Source organism: Pseudomonas sp. HPB0071 (assembly GCF_000478505.2).
In the GTDB taxonomy this organism is placed as follows: domain Bacteria; phylum Pseudomonadota; class Gammaproteobacteria; order Pseudomonadales; family Pseudomonadaceae; genus Chryseomonas; species Chryseomonas luteola.
The window spans coordinates 478,392-496,653 of record NZ_KI517368.1; the positions used below are offsets into that span (position 1 = coordinate 478,392).

The 18,262-nt window shown below is 55.8% G+C and carries 14 protein-coding genes; 5 read left to right on the forward strand and 9 right to left on the reverse strand.

Translation table 11 applies throughout. The features are described from left to right. Positions 1-39 precede the first annotated feature (39 nt). The gene (locus HMPREF1487_RS21710; protein WP_051370265.1) at positions 40-954 is read right to left on the reverse strand and encodes a heme/hemin ABC transporter substrate-binding protein; all 915 of its coding nucleotides are present in this window, start codon (positions 952-954) and stop codon (positions 40-42) included. Further along, a complete protein-coding gene (locus tag HMPREF1487_RS21715) occupies positions 924-1,982 on the reverse strand; it encodes a hemin-degrading factor (protein ID WP_010798901.1) in 1,059 nt (352 codons plus the stop codon). The genes HMPREF1487_RS21710 and HMPREF1487_RS21715 overlap by 31 nt, the downstream gene beginning before the upstream one ends. A 183-nt stretch (positions 1,983-2,165) precedes the next feature. Between HMPREF1487_RS21715 and HMPREF1487_RS21720 the strand changes: the two genes are divergently transcribed. Next, complete coding sequence (locus HMPREF1487_RS21720) at positions 2,166-4,379, forward strand: TonB-dependent hemoglobin/transferrin/lactoferrin family receptor (protein WP_010798902.1); 2,214 nt, start codon at positions 2,166-2,168, stop codon at positions 4,377-4,379. Between the two features lie 163 nt (positions 4,380-4,542). Then, on the forward strand, positions 4,543-4,755 hold the full coding sequence (locus HMPREF1487_RS21725; RefSeq protein ID WP_010798903.1) for a hypothetical protein: 213 nt from the start codon (positions 4,543-4,545) through the stop codon (positions 4,753-4,755). Between the two features lie 43 nt (positions 4,756-4,798). On the opposite strand, the gene HMPREF1487_RS21730 is transcribed toward HMPREF1487_RS21725, so the two are convergent. After that, entirely contained in the window at positions 4,799-7,057 is a 2,259-nt protein-coding gene (locus tag HMPREF1487_RS21730) for a xanthine dehydrogenase family protein molybdopterin-binding subunit (RefSeq protein ID WP_010798904.1), read from the reverse strand. 188 nt (positions 7,058-7,245) lie between these two features. On the opposite strand from HMPREF1487_RS21730, the gene HMPREF1487_RS21735 reads away from it, so the two are divergent. Further along, positions 7,246-8,019, forward strand: a complete 774-nt coding sequence (locus HMPREF1487_RS21735) for an SDR family NAD(P)-dependent oxidoreductase (protein ID WP_010798905.1) — start codon at positions 7,246-7,248, stop codon at positions 8,017-8,019. 117 nt (positions 8,020-8,136) lie between these two features. Here HMPREF1487_RS21735 and HMPREF1487_RS21740 read toward each other — a convergent pair whose 3' ends face one another. The 5 genes from HMPREF1487_RS21740 to HMPREF1487_RS21760 form a co-directional block, all read right to left on the reverse strand. Next, positions 8,137-9,054, reverse strand: coding sequence for an alpha/beta hydrolase (locus tag HMPREF1487_RS21740; RefSeq protein WP_010798906.1), 918 nt, complete (start codon positions 9,052-9,054; stop codon positions 8,137-8,139). 50 nt (positions 9,055-9,104) lie between these two features. Beyond that, positions 9,105-11,339, reverse strand: a complete 2,235-nt coding sequence (locus HMPREF1487_RS21745) for a TonB-dependent siderophore receptor (RefSeq protein WP_010798907.1) — start codon at positions 11,337-11,339, stop codon at positions 9,105-9,107. Between the two features lie 148 nt (positions 11,340-11,487). Next, a complete protein-coding gene (locus HMPREF1487_RS21750) occupies positions 11,488-12,843 on the reverse strand; it encodes a sensor histidine kinase (protein ID WP_010798908.1) in 1,356 nt (451 codons plus the stop codon). After that, positions 12,843-13,544, reverse strand: coding sequence for a response regulator transcription factor (locus HMPREF1487_RS21755; protein ID WP_010798909.1), 702 nt, complete (start codon positions 13,542-13,544; stop codon positions 12,843-12,845). Before HMPREF1487_RS21755 ends, HMPREF1487_RS21750 begins: the two co-directional genes overlap by 1 nt. Before the next feature lie 73 nt (positions 13,545-13,617). Next, entirely contained in the window at positions 13,618-14,067 is a 450-nt protein-coding gene (locus tag HMPREF1487_RS21760) for an MEKHLA domain-containing protein (protein ID WP_037031103.1), read from the reverse strand. A gap of 403 nt (positions 14,068-14,470) precedes the next feature. Here HMPREF1487_RS21760 and quiC point away from each other — a divergent pair, with 403 nt between their 5' ends. Beyond that, positions 14,471-16,381, forward strand: a complete 1,911-nt coding sequence (gene quiC, locus HMPREF1487_RS21765; RefSeq protein WP_010798911.1) for a 3-dehydroshikimate dehydratase QuiC — start codon at positions 14,471-14,473, stop codon at positions 16,379-16,381. Positions 16,382-16,475: 94 nt separating this feature from the next. Continuing rightward, a complete protein-coding gene (locus tag HMPREF1487_RS21770; protein WP_019364568.1) occupies positions 16,476-17,150 on the forward strand; it encodes a TetR/AcrR family transcriptional regulator in 675 nt (224 codons plus the stop codon). Positions 17,151-17,207: 57 nt separating this feature from the next. On the opposite strand, the gene HMPREF1487_RS21775 is transcribed toward HMPREF1487_RS21770, so the two are convergent. Continuing rightward, positions 17,208-18,218, reverse strand: coding sequence for a TRAP transporter substrate-binding protein (locus HMPREF1487_RS21775; protein WP_010798913.1), 1,011 nt, complete (start codon positions 18,216-18,218; stop codon positions 17,208-17,210). Positions 18,219-18,262 lie beyond the last annotated feature (44 nt).

The window sequence follows — 18,262 nt, forward strand, 5'->3', positions numbered from 1 at the left end:
TCAGCCCTATAAGCAATAACCGAGGCGATGCGCGCAGGCTCATGGTTGTCCGGCTGCCGGCTCTGGAAGATCTTGCAGGTAAAACTGTCCGGCTAGGTGCTCCGCTACTTCCGGCAGACGAGGTCCCAGTCCGCCTACCAGTACGGTGGCATCAATAGGCAGTAGGTTTCCTTCACGCACGGCCTGACTTTGCTCTAGGGCAGGATTCTGCTTTAACAGCGCCTGCGCAGCAGTAGCGCCCTCAAGGCGGCGGTCGGCAATAATGATATACGCCGGGTCAAGCCCAGCCAGCACTTCGCTGGAGAGCGCCTTGTATCCTGGCTGCGTCGCCAGGTTGATACCTCCTGCCTGCTTGATCAGCCAATCGCCGAGTGTACCGGGCCCTGCGATCAACGGCCGATCTCCCGTGCCTCCAATCAGTAGTAGCACGCCAGGGCTGGCGTGATGCGCCTGAGCTGCATGAATGCGGGATTCCAGGCTGTGCAACGCATCACTGTAGCGGGCAAATTGCCTTTGGGCCTCTTCCGGTCTCCCCAGCCAGGTACCCAGTGCTTCCAGGGTACGGTGCAGGGTGTCCAGACTGGCTTCGGCCGACAAGGTCTCTACTCGCACTCCTGTTCTGCGCAGTTGATCAAGCACGGGAGGCGGCCCCATCTCTTCGCTGCCTACCAGTATGTCTGGCCGCAAAGTAAGAATGCCTTCAGCGCTGAGCTGGCGTTGATAACCTATCCTGGGCAGTGCTTGAAGCGATTCGGGGTGCTGGCTTGTAGTGTCTACGCCAACCAGTCGGGATTGACCGCCCAGTACGGCGATCCATTCAGTCAGCGAGCCGCCTGCACTGACCCAGCGTTGGGGCTGCTCGGCAGATAAAACGACCACGGCGGTAGCCCAGAGCAGAAGTCCGATGGCAAGACGAATCTTTTTCACTGAGCAGACTCCGCCAGGGCTGTCCATTGTGCACGTTCGGGTTGGCCAGGTTTACGTGCGCCAAACATCTGCATGATCAGTTCTCCGTTGTGGTCATACACCTCAAGGCTGGTAATGATGCCGTCCACACTCGGTTTACGCACGCGCCAGAGTGTATGGATACCCGACGTTTGCAGGTGCAGATTGAAGGCACTGTCCAATACATTGAACCAGGTGTCTACCCACTTGAGTGTTGTGAGGGTTCCGGTATGGATCTGAATACAGTGCTGGTTGCCCACAAATATCATGATGGGTAATTGCTGTGCCGCGGCAGCGTTCATGACCTGGGGCAGCGCGTCCACATTCAATGATTCAGCCCACTCCTTGCCCGCCAGTCGTAAGGCCTGGGTTCTGGCGATGCCCAGTCGCTGCAGGAGCGCATGGAAGTGGTGGGTATCCTTTAGCTCCGCCCACCCTGAGCGCAGGGCCTCGATATCAACCTTCTGATCGGAACAGGGCGGTACGCGCGCTTTCAACGGTACCCGTGTCAGTTCGCAGCTTTGCTCAGTTTCCTTAAAGCGTGTCTTCAGCGCTTCCCAGGCATCCTTATGACTGTTCTCAGTCAGATAGACTTTATGAATCGCCATCCCTTGTGCATCAAAGACCTGAAGGCTATGTAACAGGCCGCGCGAAGTCACTTCGTCTACCGCAAACGCAAATGTCCAGCCTGAGAGAAACAGCCGTAAATCGATGTCGGGCGAGACGACCAACCCCATACGACCATTTCCTGATATGGCCAGTTCGCGGTAAGGCCCCTGGCGCTCATGGACGCAGTATTCATTGCGCGTAAGCGCCATGACAGGTCCCAAGTTGGCAAGCTCACCCAGTAGCGCTTTCCATTCAGGACGCAGGCGGATCACATCGTTCCCAATTCGACTGGCTACAAGCTCCGCCTCGCTGACCTTCAGCTGTTGGGCGGCATCACGTGCACGTATAGAGGGTTTTTCCAGGCGCAGACGTTGCCACTCCTTAAAGAGATCGCACGCAACGGCAGGCTCTAACGTAGACAGGCTCATAGGGGATTTCCTTGAAGGTTAGGGTAGAGCGGCATGGCTAGACATCCGTCTAGCGAACCAGTGCGAGTATATTAAAACGATAATCATTTACAATAAAGATGATATTAATTCTCATCTTTGGCTTTACAGATATCGCTCGGATAGTAATGATTATCAAATGCATTAAACAACACCGAGCCCTCTATGAATATGTCTCCGCCGTTTCCGCTTCGCCCGTGGATTGTCCTGTTGTGCCTGACACCTGGCTTTACAGCCGCCGCCGAAAGCGCCAGCGCTCTTCCAGTCACTACCATTACTGCAACCTTTACCGAACAGCCGATTACCGCCGTTCCCACTACCGTCACGGTCAAGGAACAGACGGATATAGACCGGGAAAATATCAATACCATCAGGGATCTGGTGCGGCATGAGCCGGGTGTCAGTGTAGGAGGTACAGGGCACGCAGCTGGCATTAACGGTTTCAATATCCGGGGGATCGACGGCAACCGAGTCTTGCCCCAGATTGATGGCGTGACGGTACCGGACGCGTATGCGTTTGGTCCTTATGCCAATACCCGGCGAAATTATGTTGATCCCGACCTTGTCAAGCGGGTAGAGATTCTGCGTGGCCCGGCTTCTGCTCTGTATGGAAGTGATGCCATCGGTGGTGCTGTCAGCTACTTCACGCTTGATCCAGAAGATCTGCTCAGAGAGGGTAGGAACTATGGTGCCCGGTTCAAGACAGGATACAGCTCCGCTGATCGTAGTTGGTTGACCTCCGGTACAGTGGCAGGCCGGACCGGCGATTTCGATGCGCTGGTGCATTATGGCAAGCGCAGTGGGCACGAAACGGAGTCGTATGGGGGCCATCATGGACTCGGTAGCAGCCGTACCGCAGCCAACCCGGAGGATCACGACAGCTACAACGTGCTGGCGAAACTAGGCTATCACTACGGTGACGACAGCCGTTTGCAATTGACCTATGAGCATTATCGCTCACGTTTGGACGGTGATATCAAAAGTGCACCGACCCGTATTTTCGGCGTACAGACGCGCAGTTATCTGGGACGTAATGTCGTTGATGTAGAGGAACGAGAGCGCTTCAGTCTGGAAAACGCACTGAGCCTGACTACCGGCTTCGCTGATCGTTGGACCACGTTGCTCAGCTACCAAAACGGTGGGACGGATCAGCGCACTTACCAGCCCAATAGCAGCGCCAGCTATTACCGTAAGACCACGTATGAAGAGCATACTTGGGCATTCGATAACAAACTCGACAAGCATTTCGCCATGGGCGAGAGCGAGCATCTGGTAACTTATGGACTGCGTTATGAGCACCAGGAGGTCAACGGCTTGCGGACAGGGACATCCAACCGTGGTGTGGCTAATCTTTATGCCAGCGATTTTCCATCGCCTGCGGTGGACACCTGGGGAACGTTTGTTCAGGACCAGATCGATATAGGGGCCTGGACCTTTCTGCCAGCGTTACGCTATGACCATACGACGCTGAAGCCGGATGCCAATACAGCCTATCTCGCCGGGTTGGCCAGCGGTACGGCTTTCGATGATAGCGAAAAGAGCTGGCACCACGTTTCACCAAAACTAGGCGTGACCTATCGCTTCAATGATCATTACAGTGCCTTCGGCCAGTACGCCGAGGGCTTCCGCACACCAACACCCAAAGCGTTATATGGCAACTTCACCAATGAAAGCGCAGGTTACCAAGTGGTGGGCAATACCGACCTTGATCCGGAAACCAGCCGTGGCGTTGAGTTGGGGTTTAGAGGACACTTCGATCAGGGCAATTTCAGTGTCGCGGTGTTCTATAACAAATATCGCGATTTTATTGAAGAGGATGCCTTGGGCGGAGGGGGCAGTTATGCTGTTTTCCAGTCCAGCAATATCAGTCATGCCACGATCAAAGGCGCCGAAGCCAAAGGGCATCTGGAACTGGACACCGTTGGCCTGCCTGAGGGCGCCTACAGCGAAGGCACCATCGCCTACGCCTGGGGCCGCAACGATGACACTGGTCAGCCGCTCAATAGCGTGAGTCCGCTGACAGGGGGCTTCAGCCTCGGATACGACGATCGTGCAGGTCAATATGGCGGTCGTCTCGACTGGACACTGGTACAACGCAAGAAGCGTGTCGATGACGCGCGCTATCACGCTGCCGACGGTAGTACGCAGTTTCGCACGCCGGGGTTTGGCGTACTGGATCTTACGGCTTACTACAAGCTCACCCGCGATCTCACGGTCAACGCTGGACTCTACAACCTCACCGACAGGAAATACTGGCTGTGGGATGACCTACGAGGTTATGACACAACCGGAGAGGGAGGAATGCTGGCGCCAGCCAATATCGACCGCCTGAGTCAACCTGGCCGCAATGTATCGATGAATATTGTCTGGGAAATTTGAGCATTTGGGGTAAGGGGCGTCAGTCAAAACAGGAGCTGACCGCCTCTACCTTCGAATTGGAGGCGGGTCTACAAATATCTTTGGACATAGGTCTCACTTTAGGGAAAAATCCGCTCGCCTTGTTGCTTATGGCCTCGAAGTCCACTTTGGTGAGGAAGTCATTATGCGTTATTACGTTATTATCTGGCTGGGTATCGCCGCCTGCTTTGCCTTTATGCAAGCGGATCATGCGCTTCCTGCCGTTCTAAGTCTCATGGCCAGCTGGTTGGTTGCCTTGTTCCTCAAGCCAGCGCCGACACGAGTGCGTGGATTCTCTCCCGTGATTGATACGACGCCCCCTCGTGCGGTTGCTGATACGCCGGCAGGGCAAGTCTGAGCGCCTATGACAAGCCTGACAGTGTTATCGGCTGGTAGCTTGTTTACAGAATAAGCCGCTTATCCAAGGTTAGGGGTAAGGTTCGAATCCGCTGTCCCGTTGCATGGAAAATGGCGTTGGCGACAGCAGCGGCTACGCCAACGACAGCAATCTCGCCAAGACCCTTGATGCCAAGGGGATGGCCGCGGCGGTCATCTTCTTCAATCATGATGATATCCAGATCCGGCACATCTGCCTGAGTGGGAATCAAAGCCTCGGAGAGGTCTGCATTCATCCAGCGGCCGTTGTGCCGGTCAAGACGCGTCTCTTCCATCAATGCCTGTCCCAGCCCCCATACCATTCCGCCCAAGAGCTGACTATGGGCAAGGGTTGGATTCACGATGCGACCACAGCCAAAGGCGCCTACCAGACGCTCAACCCTGAGAGTACCCAGTTGCGGATCTACCAGCACTTTGACGAATTGTGCGCCAAATGCAGCGCGTCCTACCTCGGGTGGATTGATCTGATCTGCGGTACCGGCCTCGGCTTCAAGGTAATCCAGTTGGTGACGCGTCAGTAACGATACGAATGACTCCTGGCGACCTGTCTGTGAAACAAGGCCGCTTTCCTGGAGCTTCAGTTCTGCCGGGTTTGTCATATGAAGCGGCGAGGCGGGATCTGTACTGGCCAGCGTACCCAGCTTCAGGCGCAACGCATCGGCTGCGGCGTGAAGCGCTGCGCCAAGACTCAGGGTTGTCGACGAGCTGGCCGTCAATGAGCTGTAGGGCAGTCGTGTGTCTCCCCATTCCAGTGTGACACTGCCCAACGGCAGCCCCAGCGCTTCGGCGGCAAGTTGTGACAGGGCCGTGGCGCTGCCCTGACCGATCTCATGGGTTGACGAGGAGGCGACCGCTGTTCCGTCTGCCCTTATCCGCATACGGGCGCAAGCGGCCATCTGCGCGACATGGTAAATGGACGTCGCCATGCCGTAGCCGACCTTGAATCGGCCCTCCTGCTGTGCACCCAGACGAGGATCGCGTGATTGCCAGCCAATACGTTCAGCCGCCGCCTGATAGCAGTCCTTGAGGGATTTGCTTGACCATTCATGACCGCTCTGCGGTTCCTGGTCAGCATAATTACGTAGGCGGGCCTCCAGAGGATCGATACCCTGCTGATAAGCCCATTCATCCATAGCGCTTTCGATCGCGAACTGGCTTACCGCCACGCCAGGCGCACGCATCCAGCTGGGGGCATTAACGTCGAGCCGCGCGGTTTTATGCTGCGTGCGCAGATGCTTAGAGGCGTAGAGCTTGGGCGTCATTTCGCCAACGGGCTCGATGAAGTTAGATGTAGTGGAGTTCTGGATCAAGGCGTCCTGCATCAGTACCTGTAATCGGCCATCCTTCCCGCCGCCCAGACGGACCCGCTGCCGCGTGGCCCCGCGATAGGGCATCATGGAAAAGGTCTGGCGTCGTGTCAGGGCAAGCTTGACGGGTCGCCCGGTCCGCTTTGCCGCCATGGCCGCCAAGAGCGGGTGAACATTACCCTTTTTGCCTCCAAAGGCGCCACCCACGAAGGGCACGATTATCCGGACCTTGTCGCGTAATGCCTCTTCAGGTGAGCCGGTTTTCATGACCTCCATGAAATCCTTTTGCAGGCCCATGTCAAAGGCCTGAGCCAAGCCATATGCATCGCCATAGGAATATTGCGTGCCAAGGTACAGTGTCAGTCGCCCATGGCTATCCCACGCAGCGATTGCGGCGCCAGGCTCCAGGGCGTTGTGATGGTGAGAAGCCGTCTCGTAGACCTGCTCGAATGTCTGCTCGGCCATTGCAAAGGCGGTATCCGGATCGCCTCGCTCCGTTGTGCCAGGCTCTCCGACCCCCACCATTTGTGGCCGTTCGGCCTTTTGTTCATCCAAAACCAGTAAGGGCGGCTGCTCGGGGGCTGCATAACGTATTGTTACACAGGCAGCGGCGCGCTGTGCCTGCTCAGCAGTGTCAGCGATCACCAGCGCAACAGGCTGCCCGTTGTAATGCAGCCGGCTATCCTGGAGCGGCTGAAAACGCGTCAGCTCTCCACCTGGCAGGGTATGAACGGGTTTGAGTCTTGGCGCGTCCAGGTGCGTCATCACACAGTGCACCCCTTCCAGTGCAAGCGCGGCGGCCGTATCGATAGCCTCAATGCGTCCTGTTGCTTGCGTACTTTGAACCACGGCTGTATGAGCCAGTGGTCCGTCTACCGGCCCATGGGCAAGATCCGCCGTGTAGCAGGCCTTGCCGGTGACTTTGTCATACGCTTCGAGACGGTGGGGCGCTTTCATTGCAGAAACCTCATAACAGAAGCCAGCCTCTCTCTAATGGGGACACCATGGTCAAAATGGCGGTTCCAGTAGGTGCCTTGTTCCTTTGCCTGACGAGTGGGGCAGTAGAGGTGGGATACACACGGTCCATCGTAATAGCCGTGAGGGTATGGCCCTCATACATCTCAACCCACCCATAAGGAGACGATATGAGCAAGCTGGCAGGTAAAATCGCAGTTATAACCGGTGCTGATTCGGGTATGGGAAAGGCCATGGCAGCCGTGTTCGCGCGGGAAGGTGCTCATGTGGCGATCACGTATCACTCCGATCAGCAGGGTGCTCAGGACACCCTCGAGCAAGTCCGCAACGCAGGGGGCCGCGGTCTGGTAAGGCAAGTGGATGTCAGAGACGAACACAGTGTGTCGGCCCTGTTCAAGGCAGTGGACGAGGAGCTGGGGACACCCGATATTCTGGTTAATAACGCCGGTACGGGCAAAAGCAAACCCATTACCGAACTGACTACTGAGGAATTCGATCTGGTGATCAAAACCGATTTATACGGGCCGTTTTTCTGTGCCCGTGAGTTCATCCGGCGCCGCCAGCAGGTCGGTGGGCAGGGAAAGATCCTCAATATCACGTCTGTTCATGACTCAATCCCCAGCCCCAACAATGTGCCTTATGGCGCTGCCAAAGGTGGGCTTCTTACCATGACGCGCAGCCTTGCGCTGGAACTTGCGCCGCTCAAGATCAATGTGAACGCTATTGCGCCAGGGCTTATCCGAACCCCGATGACAGAGGCTCGAGTCGACGATCCCCAGAAGCGCGAGGAAGAGCTGCCCAATATTCCCTGGAAGCGTCCCGGCTATCCTGAGGAGATTGCCGAGCTGGCGCTATATCTGGTCAGCCCTGAGTCCGACTACGTCACCGGTCAGAACTTTACGATTGATGGCGGGCTGGAAATGAATTGGGGGCAGGGTGCTTAGTGGCGTACTTGGTGTTGGAATACCTACGGATCTGGTTGGCGATGCTGTACCAACCAGATCTGGTGTTATCTTGAAGACGCAAACCCTAGCCTCATACCTATTAGCTAGCGCCTTTCGTCAGTTACAAGCATTACCTGCTGAATAATGCGTCAGTGTCCAGCTCAGCGATCGGTTGAACATCGCGCCATGGCCTAGCCCCTCAAACTCACGGTATTGACCGCTCACCCCCGGGGTCTGAACCAGCCGCATAGTAAGTGCTTCTGCTGTGGAAGTGGTTACCCGAGATGCCGATTCCGCCGGCAGCCTGGACGGATAGGCGGGTTCGTCTTTACCACGCAAGACAAAGAGGCATACAGAGGTATCTGCGAGGCGTTTGTCAAAGCCGGCTTCTTCTTGCAAGAGCTGGCCGTTACCCCACCACAGCGAAGGACTGGCCGCATAGTAGGACCGGAAGTTGCCGGGACGCGTTAACAGGGCATGCAGTACCAAGAGCCCACCATACGAATGGCCCCAGATCGCTTTATGGTTGGGGTCAAGCATGACCCGCTTTGCCAGTTCAGGCGCCAGCGTAAGGTCCAGCCAGTCTAGAAAATGGTCAGCTCCGCCAGTTGGCGAGCCGGTCAGGCTATCGTGGGTCGGTCCAAGCGCCTGGGTAGGCAGAGTAAAATCGTAGCTTCGCGTGTCCGGGTCGAATCGCAGAGGCGTGTCGTGTCCAATAATCACCAGAACAGGCGAACTACCTTCTGCCAGTTGCTTCAAGTTATCCTCGCTCAATGCTCCGAGGGCAGCATTACCGTCCAGCAGAAACAGGGACGGATAGCCGGACGCGGGAACAGGCCGATGCGGCGTAGCGATCCAGATATGGTAGCCGCGCTTTCCATCCTGACTTCGTAGGTGGAAGTCGCTGAATCCGTAGGGAAGGCTAGACTGCGACAGGATATGGCTGTCCATGGGTTCTTCAAGATTAGGCCGGGCCAGTGAGGGCAGGCTGACAAGGCATGCCAGCACCGCCGCCAGTATGATTGGGATACGCATAAGGTCAATCCTGGCCCCGCTGCGGAGCTATTACGCGGCGGGGCTGACGGTCAGAACGAAACGGTTACGCTGGAGAAGAAGGTGCGGCCTGGCTCGTTATAGGTAGCAGCCCCTGCACCTGCAATGTTATTGACGCCTTGGGCATTACCCTCACGGAACAAGCGCTTGTCGAACAGATTCTCTATACCTGCCGTCACGCTGACGTTCTTTGTTAGCGCATAGGTGCCATTGAGACCTGCAAGGGCATAGGGCGAGAGCTGGTTGTTGGACGAGCCTGTTACGCGATTACCCTGATAATCGTACTTCTTGGGTTTTTGTTTGCCATACCAGGTCACGTTGAGCTGAAGTGAAAGGTCTTCCTGCACCTGCCAGTCCAAGGTGGAGTTAAGGGTGTACTTGGGTGTCACTGACAGTACGTCCCCGGTCTCCTTGTTTTTGGATCTCAGCATATAGGTGAAGTTATTACGCCAGGTCACGTCCTCGGACAGCGGCAGCGTAAGCGTACCTTCAAGGCCTTCTACCAATGCCTTAGGGATGTTTTCCCACTGATAAATATTAGAGTTGGCGTAGCTGCCGGTACCACCGTTCGCACGCCCTGTAGGGTTCAGGCCGGACTCGATTTTGTTTTTGTAGTCGTTACGAAAGTAGGTCAAACCGGCGACAACGCCGTCATGCTGGTATTCAAGTCCCAGCTCCTTGTTGATGCTGGTCTCGGCCTTAAGGTCTTGATTACCTTGTAGATAGCAGCTTGTGCTCTGTCCATAGCAACCCTGACCACGGCTATAGAGCAGGTAGTTGGGATTGAGCTGGTAGAGGTTCGGCGCCTTGTAGGCGCGGGCGATACCTGCCTTGAGCGTGACGGTATCCGTCAGTGTTTGTGAGAGGTTGAGTGCGGGACTCCAGTTGTCGCCAACTACATCATGATGATCGAAGCGCAGTCCGGGTGTCAGAATCGTGCCTGGCCTGAGTTCAATATTGTCCTCGGCGAACAGTGAGAAGATTTCTGCCGATGCGGTACTGTTGCGGTTGCTACCCGAAAGGCCGGGGACACTGCCACCTTCACTAACGCTCTGACTGGTGGATGTGGCGTCGTCAAGCTCCTGGCGGATCCATTCGCTGCCCAGCGTTAGCACATGATCGACCTCCGACGTCTGCAATGGCATATTCACCTCGGCATGGGCGGTGATATCTCGCAGCACGGAAGTGTTTACATTATTTCCGGAAAAGATACCTTCTGTACCGCCGGCCAGACCTTCCTGAATGCGGCTGTTACGGGTCTTGGCATATTGCAGATAGGCCAGGCTGCTTCCAAAGTCCCAGTTACCCTTATGGGTAACAGCGTAGGTCTCACGGTAGAGCCGGTTGGTTTCGTGGCCCATCAGGTTTTTTACGTAACTGTTGCTGTTGGTATTTTGCGTGTCGCCCGTATAGATATTGCCTTGACGGCTGAATCCCGCCTCGAATTCCAGCGTCTGATCAGGTGTAAGCTGCCAGCTGAGCAGCCCATTGATATCCCTGTTGCGTACACCCTCTCGGCCTGCCGGTAGTGTGCCAACCTGGTTACCGGTACGGGTAGACTCATGGCCCGAATTGATGTCCCAATCATCCGAGTCCGTCTTGGCGACGTTGCCATAGACGCGATAGCTCAACGTCTCGGTAAGAGGGCCGCTAAGACCAAAGTCGGCCCGTTCGGTTGCGCCCTCATCGCTGTGCTGGGGAAAGCTGTGGTAAAGCGTGGCTGAACCATGAGTCTCCTGGGTCGTGCCCTTGGTGATGATATTGACCACACCGCCGGCCGCACCATTGCCGTACCGTGCGGCAGCCGGTCCGCGAATGACCTCGATGCGCTCGACCTGATCCGCAGGCACCCAATTGGTGTCACCCCGAGTATCACGTTCGCCTCGCCATCCATAACGCACGGCGTTGCGGCTGGCGACAGGCTTACCGTCTACCAGGATCAACGTGTTTTCCGGACCCATGCCACGGATATCGATCTGGCGGTTGTTACCGCGCTGGCCGCTGCTGGAATTGCCGGTTAGGTTGACGCCTGGCATGGTTCGAATGATCTGTGAGAGGTCGTTGACGGGAGGGCGCTTTTTGATGTCCTCAGCGGTTATGATCGAAACCCCTGGCGCTTGCTTGAGCTCCTGTTCGGCGGTACCGAGGACCACCTCATCGTTTAACTGCGTGATATTTTCCTCAGCGTGAAGAGCGGTAACATGAGCGTACAGACAGCTCAGAACGGCTAGACCAAGGCGGGTTCGGCGGACGGGAATCGAGGGCATACGCAAACTCCTGTAGAAACGACTTCCGTATCACGCCAGCAGCAAAATGCCTGCCATTGGGCGTTTGGCGCTGATGGGATAAGAACGCAGTCGGTGTGTTTGCGCAAATGATAGTCATTGCTATTTGCCAGTAAAGCGCATTAACAATCTAAACACTTTGCCCAGCAGGAAGGCGCAACGTCATGCGCAGGCCACGACCTGTATTTCGGGCCCAAAGGTCGCCGCCTTGAAGACGAACGTTTCGCTGCGCGATGGCCAGCCCCAGGCCAAAGCCGCTGCGGGAGGAGTGTTCTTCTGCGAGCCGGTAAAAGGGTTGAAAAATGTTTTCCAGTTCATGTTCAGGAACGCCAGGTCCCTGATCATCAAGATGAATCAACCAGTAAGCGCCTTCACGTGCTCCGGTCAGTTGCACGCGTCCGCTCGAAGGGGAGTGTCGGATAGCATTACGCAAAAGGTTTTCCAGCGCTTGCATGATGCCATTGATATGTACACGGACTACACAGGTCGGGTCCACCGTGTACACCAAACGGTCTGGTGCCCAGCCGCTTTCAAAGCAGGCGTTTTCAACCAGCGCCTCCCAGATCCCGAGAAGCGATACGTCCTCCTGATGAAAGCGGGGGCGCTCGGTATCCAGCCAAGCGAGGTCAAGTGTGTCATTTACGAGTTGCTGCATATCTTGCACATCACTTTCGAGGCGACGTTTGAGTTGAGGCAAGGCTAGATGACTGTCGCTGGCCACCCGCAGGCGAGCCAGCGGCGTACGTAACTCGTGGGAAAGGTCGCGAAGCAGTCGGCGCTGCTGTTCTATCTGATCCAGTAGCCGGTGCGTCAGGTGATCGAAGGCGCGGGCCAACTCGCCCAATTCATCGTGCCGTCTGCTCAGCGGCGCACCTAATGGGACCTCAAGGTCATCTGCTTCAAGGGCTGCAGCACGCTCGCGCAATCTTGAGAGCGGTACGATTAGATGCCAATACAGAAGCAGGCCAAGAGCGAGCGCCAACAATACCGGCATTACACCGTGAGTCACGACATGGGTCCAAGGGGTGAGCCCTGTGGGCAAGAAGCGCTGCGGTAGTTGAAGAACCAGGCGACCCTGCTCGGGATGGAGAGGGAACTCGATGCTGACGTAGGGGAGCTCATCCTGCAGCCGGCGACTCATGGGCCAGTCCAGCTTGCGCATAAAGGTAAGGCGAGCATATTCCTGGGGTGTCAGTGGTGTCTCACCAAGTGCTCGGAGGTCCGGCCCTATCACCCGTGCCCAGGTGTTTTCCTGAGTTTCGAGCTGACGTTGCCAGGTTTCTATCGCCTCGGCATTCTGATCTCGCAGCCATAGTTGCTCTGCCTCGGCAGCATAACGGGATAGCAGTGCCCGAGCGGAAGTGTCGAGAAAATAACTGCTTCGCTCAACCTGCAATCCCCACGTCCACACCAGCCATACCAATAGCAGGCAGAAGGCGGCCAGCATTAGACCCAGTTTCCAGAAAAGCGAATGACGCAGGCGCATCAGGGCTGTATCCGTGCCACGTAACCTTTTCCCCAGACAGACTGGATCACCACGCGCTGGCAATGGATACGCTGGAGTTTGCGGCGTAGGTTACAAACATGCACATCAAGTCCGCGATCAAGTCGGGTATAGCTGCGACTGAAGACCTCTTGGTAAAGATAGGCCTTGCTGAGTGTTTCATCCTGATGCCTTAGCAGCGTTGTAAACAGTCGGTATTCAGAGTGTGTGAGCTCAGCCCATTGGCCCGCCAGACGGATATCCTGTCGCTGATCATCGGTGTGTGGCAGCCCGGGAGCCGCCACGGGTGGGTTAATATTTCGCTGCCGCTCCAGGGAGACTCGACGCAAAAGCGCATCTACACGGGCATCCAGCTCGGCAAGGCTGAACGGCTTGGGGAGGTAATCATCCGCACCCCGTGTAAAACCAGTGATTCGATCTTGTTCAGCGCCCAGCGCGGACATAAGTATGACCGGAGCAGCACTTTGAGTTCTAAGCCTTTCTAGCGCTGTTAGACCATTGAGTCCTGGCAGCAGGATATCCAGCAGTACCAGATCGAAGCGCTGTGTACAGGCCATGTCCAGACCATTGTCACCACGGCTTTCGTGGACAAGGGTAAAGCCCCGGGACAACAAGTGCTGCTGGATGCCTTCGGCCAGAGCCGGGTCATCTTCAACCAATAAAACGTGAGGCTGTGCAGACATAAATGCAGATGAGAGTCATTAACGGATACCTAGTATCCGAACGTCTACATCCGAAAGCAAATGCCGATTACCTCTACAGGTCTTTTGACTGCGGAATCAGCACGGCCTGTCCCTGATAACGCCCCTCCGCATCATGGAGCTGCCAGAGCGTTGCGTTCTGTATCAGAAAGCATTGGCCGCTCTTCATGACCCGAACACCGCTATAACCGCTGGAATAACCGTCGCGCTTCACCTGATCGATGAAGCGCTGCCGCTCCTCGCGATCCTGTGGACCGGCAGACAGGCGTGAGGGGAGCTGGGTAATTTCCTCCCAGCTATAGCCAAAGCGCTGTTGCGCCGCTTGGTTGGCGTACATGAACACAGGGTCATTTTCGGCGTTATGGGCCAGGACGCAGAAAGGGGCGGAGTAGTACAACCAATCGGCTGCAGCTTGCCCAGAGAGCGGCTCTGGCACGAGGCGTTTGCCCACGTGTTGCTCATAGGAGGTAGCCAGTAACGTAAACAGCAGGACATCAGTCTTCATAGGAGTTGCTTCTTTCATAAAGGCGTCGTGCATGAACCCTGAAGGAAGTGCCAACGTACAAAAGCCGCCCTCATGTGAAAAGAGCTAGCCCTGTCAATCTGTTCAATACCAGAAGGCTGCCTCTTTTTCCCGGGACATGATCACCTCCCTTGGGCGAGCCATACCGTGTATCGATGTTTAAGTTTGCTTACCGCTACCCAGCAGTACCTGAAATAGCAAGGCAGATATGTTCGTTTATCGAACATAAACTAACCAGTGAGTACAAAATAATTTATAAAAGGAGCACTATGAAGGTGAAAGCTATCCAGAGTTAATACCTATCACCGCTGTAGGCGCAAAGAAAACCGATCCGGGCAGCCGAGCGGCCTGGGTCCTACAATATGCCTGCCAAGAGGGACTGATTATGCAGCGCTCGATCGCCACGGTTTCCTTGAGTGGAACCCTGCCTGAAAAACTGGAAGCCATTGCTGCCGCAGGCTTCGACGGTGTGGAGATTTTTGAAAACGATCTGCTCACTTACGGCGGAACGCCGCGAGAAATCCGTCGATTATGCGCTGACCTGGGACTCGCTATCACATTGTTCCAACCTTTCCGCGATTTCGAGGGGTGTCCGCGTGACCGTTTGCCCCGTAACCTGGACCGGGCCGAGCGCAAGTTTGACCTGATGCAGGAGCTCGGTACGGATCTGATACTGGTGTGCAGCAACGTAACGGTCGACTCGATAGGCGAGGAGGCTATTCTGGTGGATGACCTTCGCCTGCTGGGTGAGCGGGCGGGTGCACGCGGCATGCGCATAGGATACGAAGCCCTCGCATGGGGGCGGCACGTCAAGACCTGGCATCAGGTCTGGTCGATTGTGCAACAGGTCGATCACCCCAGCGTGGGCGTATTGCTGGACAGTTTTCATACCCTGTCATTGAAGGATGATCCTGCCGGTATCGCCAGTATTCCGGGTGACAAGATCTTTTTTGTGCAAATGGCTGATGCGCCGATTCTCAATATGGATGTACTGGAGTGGAGCCGGCACTTCCGTTGCTTCCCGGGGCAAGGCGAATTTGATCTGGCCGGTTTCCTGGCGCCGATCCTGCGCTCGGGGTATACCGGTCCGCTCTCACTTGAAGTATTCAACGATGGTTTTCGCGCAGCACCTCCACGGGCCAATGCGGCTGATGGTTTCCGTTCCTTGCTTTACCTGGAGGAACAAACCCGCAACCGCCTGGCCAATGAACCGCCTGCCGATCCGGTTGCGCCGGAGCTGTTGTTCGATCCGGTGCCGCCGCTCGAGTTTGACGGTATCGAATTTCTGGAGTTTGCCGTAGACGAGCCACTTCGTGCAGAGCTTACGCAATGGCTAACCCGTCTGGGTTTTGCTCAGGCCGGGCAGCATCGCTCTAAGAACGTTACCTTGCTCAGGCAAGGCAGCACCAATCTCGTACTCAATGCCGAGCCTTATTCGTTTGCCCATAACTTTTTCGAAGTTCATGGACCTTCGCTGTGTGCCAAGGCCCTGCGGGTCAGTGATAGCGCAAAGGCCATGGAGCGTGCCTGCCAGTATGGTGCGCAGCCATATCGCGGCCTGGTAGGCCCGAACGAGCGTGAGATTCCTGCGGTGCGTGCACCGGATGGAGGCCTGATCTACTTTGTCGCCTCTGGCACGGATGGGCGCTCGATCTACGAAACAGACTTCAACCTGAGCGCAACCTCGTCCACGGACGATGTGCTCAACACCATCGATCATGTGGCCATGGCGCTGCCCGCAGACAGCCTCGACACCTGGGTACTGTTCTACAAGAGCTTGCTTAATTTCAAGGCTGACGATGAAGTTGTGCTGCCGGATCCCTATGGCCTGATGAAAAGCCGTGCGCTGCGCAGTCCCTGCGGGTCGATACGTATGGCGCTCAACATTTCGGAAAATCGTAATACAGCCATCTCTCGAGCCTTGTCGAGCTACCGTGGATCAGGCGTCCACCATATCGCATTCGAATGTGATGACATCTTTGCGGCCGCTGCCCAGGCCAAGGAGGCCGGAGTGCCGTTATTGGAGATTCCGTATAATTACTACGACGACCTCTCAGCGCGGTACGGCTTTGACGATGACTACCTGAGCCGGTTGGCCTATTACAATGTGCTCTATGATCGGGACGCACAGGGAGGCGAGCTGTTCCATGTTTATACGGAGCCGTTCGCGGATCGCTTCTTTTTCGAAGTTCTACAACGCAAAAACAGTTACAGTGGCTATGGTGCTGCCAATACGCCGGTCCGCCTGGCGGCCATGGCTCAGGCGCGCATCCGAAAGACGGCCGGACGTCTTTGAAGGTAGGGCTGTGCCCTACGTGGCATAGCCCTACCTTAATCCAATAACAACAACTACCATAAGGTTTTTGAACCTGCCAATGACACAACCAATAATGGCTGCCGAATCCCTTAGCCCCGATGCTGTAAAAACGCAGTCTGTTCCCCGACTGCCACGAAAGAACAACCCCGAAGAAACCAAGCAGGAAATCCTCCTGGCGGCGGTTGCCGAGTTTGCGGAAAACGGCCTGAGCGGGGCGAGAGTCGATGCCATTGCCGAGCGCACCCGAACATCGAAGCGCATGATCTATTACTACTTCGAGAGCAAGGATCAACTCTACTCTGCAGTGCTGGAAAAGCTCTACGGGGAGATCCGCTCGACCGAGTCGCAGATGCATCTGGATGCGCTCGAACCGGTAGAAGCCATTCGGCGACTGGTCGAGTTCACGTTTGATTACCACGATCTGAATGTCGATTTCGTTCGGATCGTGTGTATCGAGAATATCCATCAGGGAAATTACATTCGCCAGTCACAGGCCATTACCTCAGTCAACTCGTCGATTGTTCAGACCATCTCTAGGATTCTGGTGCGTGGCGTAGAACAGGGCGTTTTTCGGGAGGGGCTGGATCCGCTTGAGTTGCACATGATGATGAGCTCGTTCTGCTTCTATCGGGTGTCCAACCGCTATACCTTTTCCTCGATCCACCAGATCGACCTGACGGATGCAGATAACCGGGAGCGGCACAAGGAACTCATTTGCGACGTGGTGCTGCGCTATGTCTGCAAATGACTGATTGGTGCGCGAATACCGCTGCATCAATTTATGCAGCGGTATCGAGAAAGGGGCTTACTGTGATTTACGCGCTTTTTGTATTTCATCATCCAGCATCTTGACCAGTGCGGGATCGACATCCTTCGCCAGTTTTTCGATGACCGGCTTCGTTTTCTCCCGGAATCGATCCATCTCTTCCGGCGTAATTTCATTGACGGCCATGTGGCCTTTCAAGGTTTGATAGGCACTGTCCTGAGCCTGTCTGGAGACCATGCGCTGATAGGCCTGAGCCTCAGCGGCGGCCTCGGTAATGACCTTGCGCTCGTCCTCGTTCAGCTTGTTCCATGACTTTTCGCCTATGATGAACGATTGCGGGTTGTACACGTGGCGTGTCACCGATAGGTATTTCTGCACCTCGTAGAACTTGCTGCCCAGAATCACGGTATTAGGGTTTTCCTGTCCATCAACGGTTCGCTGCTCAAGGCCCGTATACACTTCGGGGAAGGGCATCGGAACGGGGTTTGCGCCCAATGCGGAAAATGTCTCCAGATAGCTGGGTGACTGTATGACACGGATCTTCAAGCCTTGCAGATCCTCCCAGCGGGCGATGGGCTTCTTGCTGTTGGTTATGTTGCGAAAGCCCAGGTCCCAATACCCCAGGGTATGCAGGCCCTTGCCTTCCAAGCGTGAGGCCAATGCCTGGCCCACCGGACCATCCATGACCTGCTGAGCCTCCTGAGCGTCATTGAAGAGGAAGGGGAAATCCAGAATCGCGAAGTCCTTTACCTGGGCCGCCAGGATACCGGCATTGAGGACGGTCAGGTCCAGTGTGCCGCCCTGAATGGCCGATACGGTTTGCAGATCACCGCCGAGCGTGCCGCCTGGAAAGAGCCGCACCTTGATCTTGCCCTCGCTCTTTTCCTTCACCAGATCTGCAAATTTCTGTGCGCCCTGACCCTGAGGATGTTCCTTCACATTCTGGAAGGCAAACCGTAAGGTCTGGTTACGTACCTCGGCAGCTACCGTGCTGGCATACAACACACCGATTGCGCAGGCGGTAGCCAAAGCTGTTTTGATCATCGTCATCTTGAAAGCTCCATCTTGTTTTTGTTGTTTGCGAAACGGGGTGC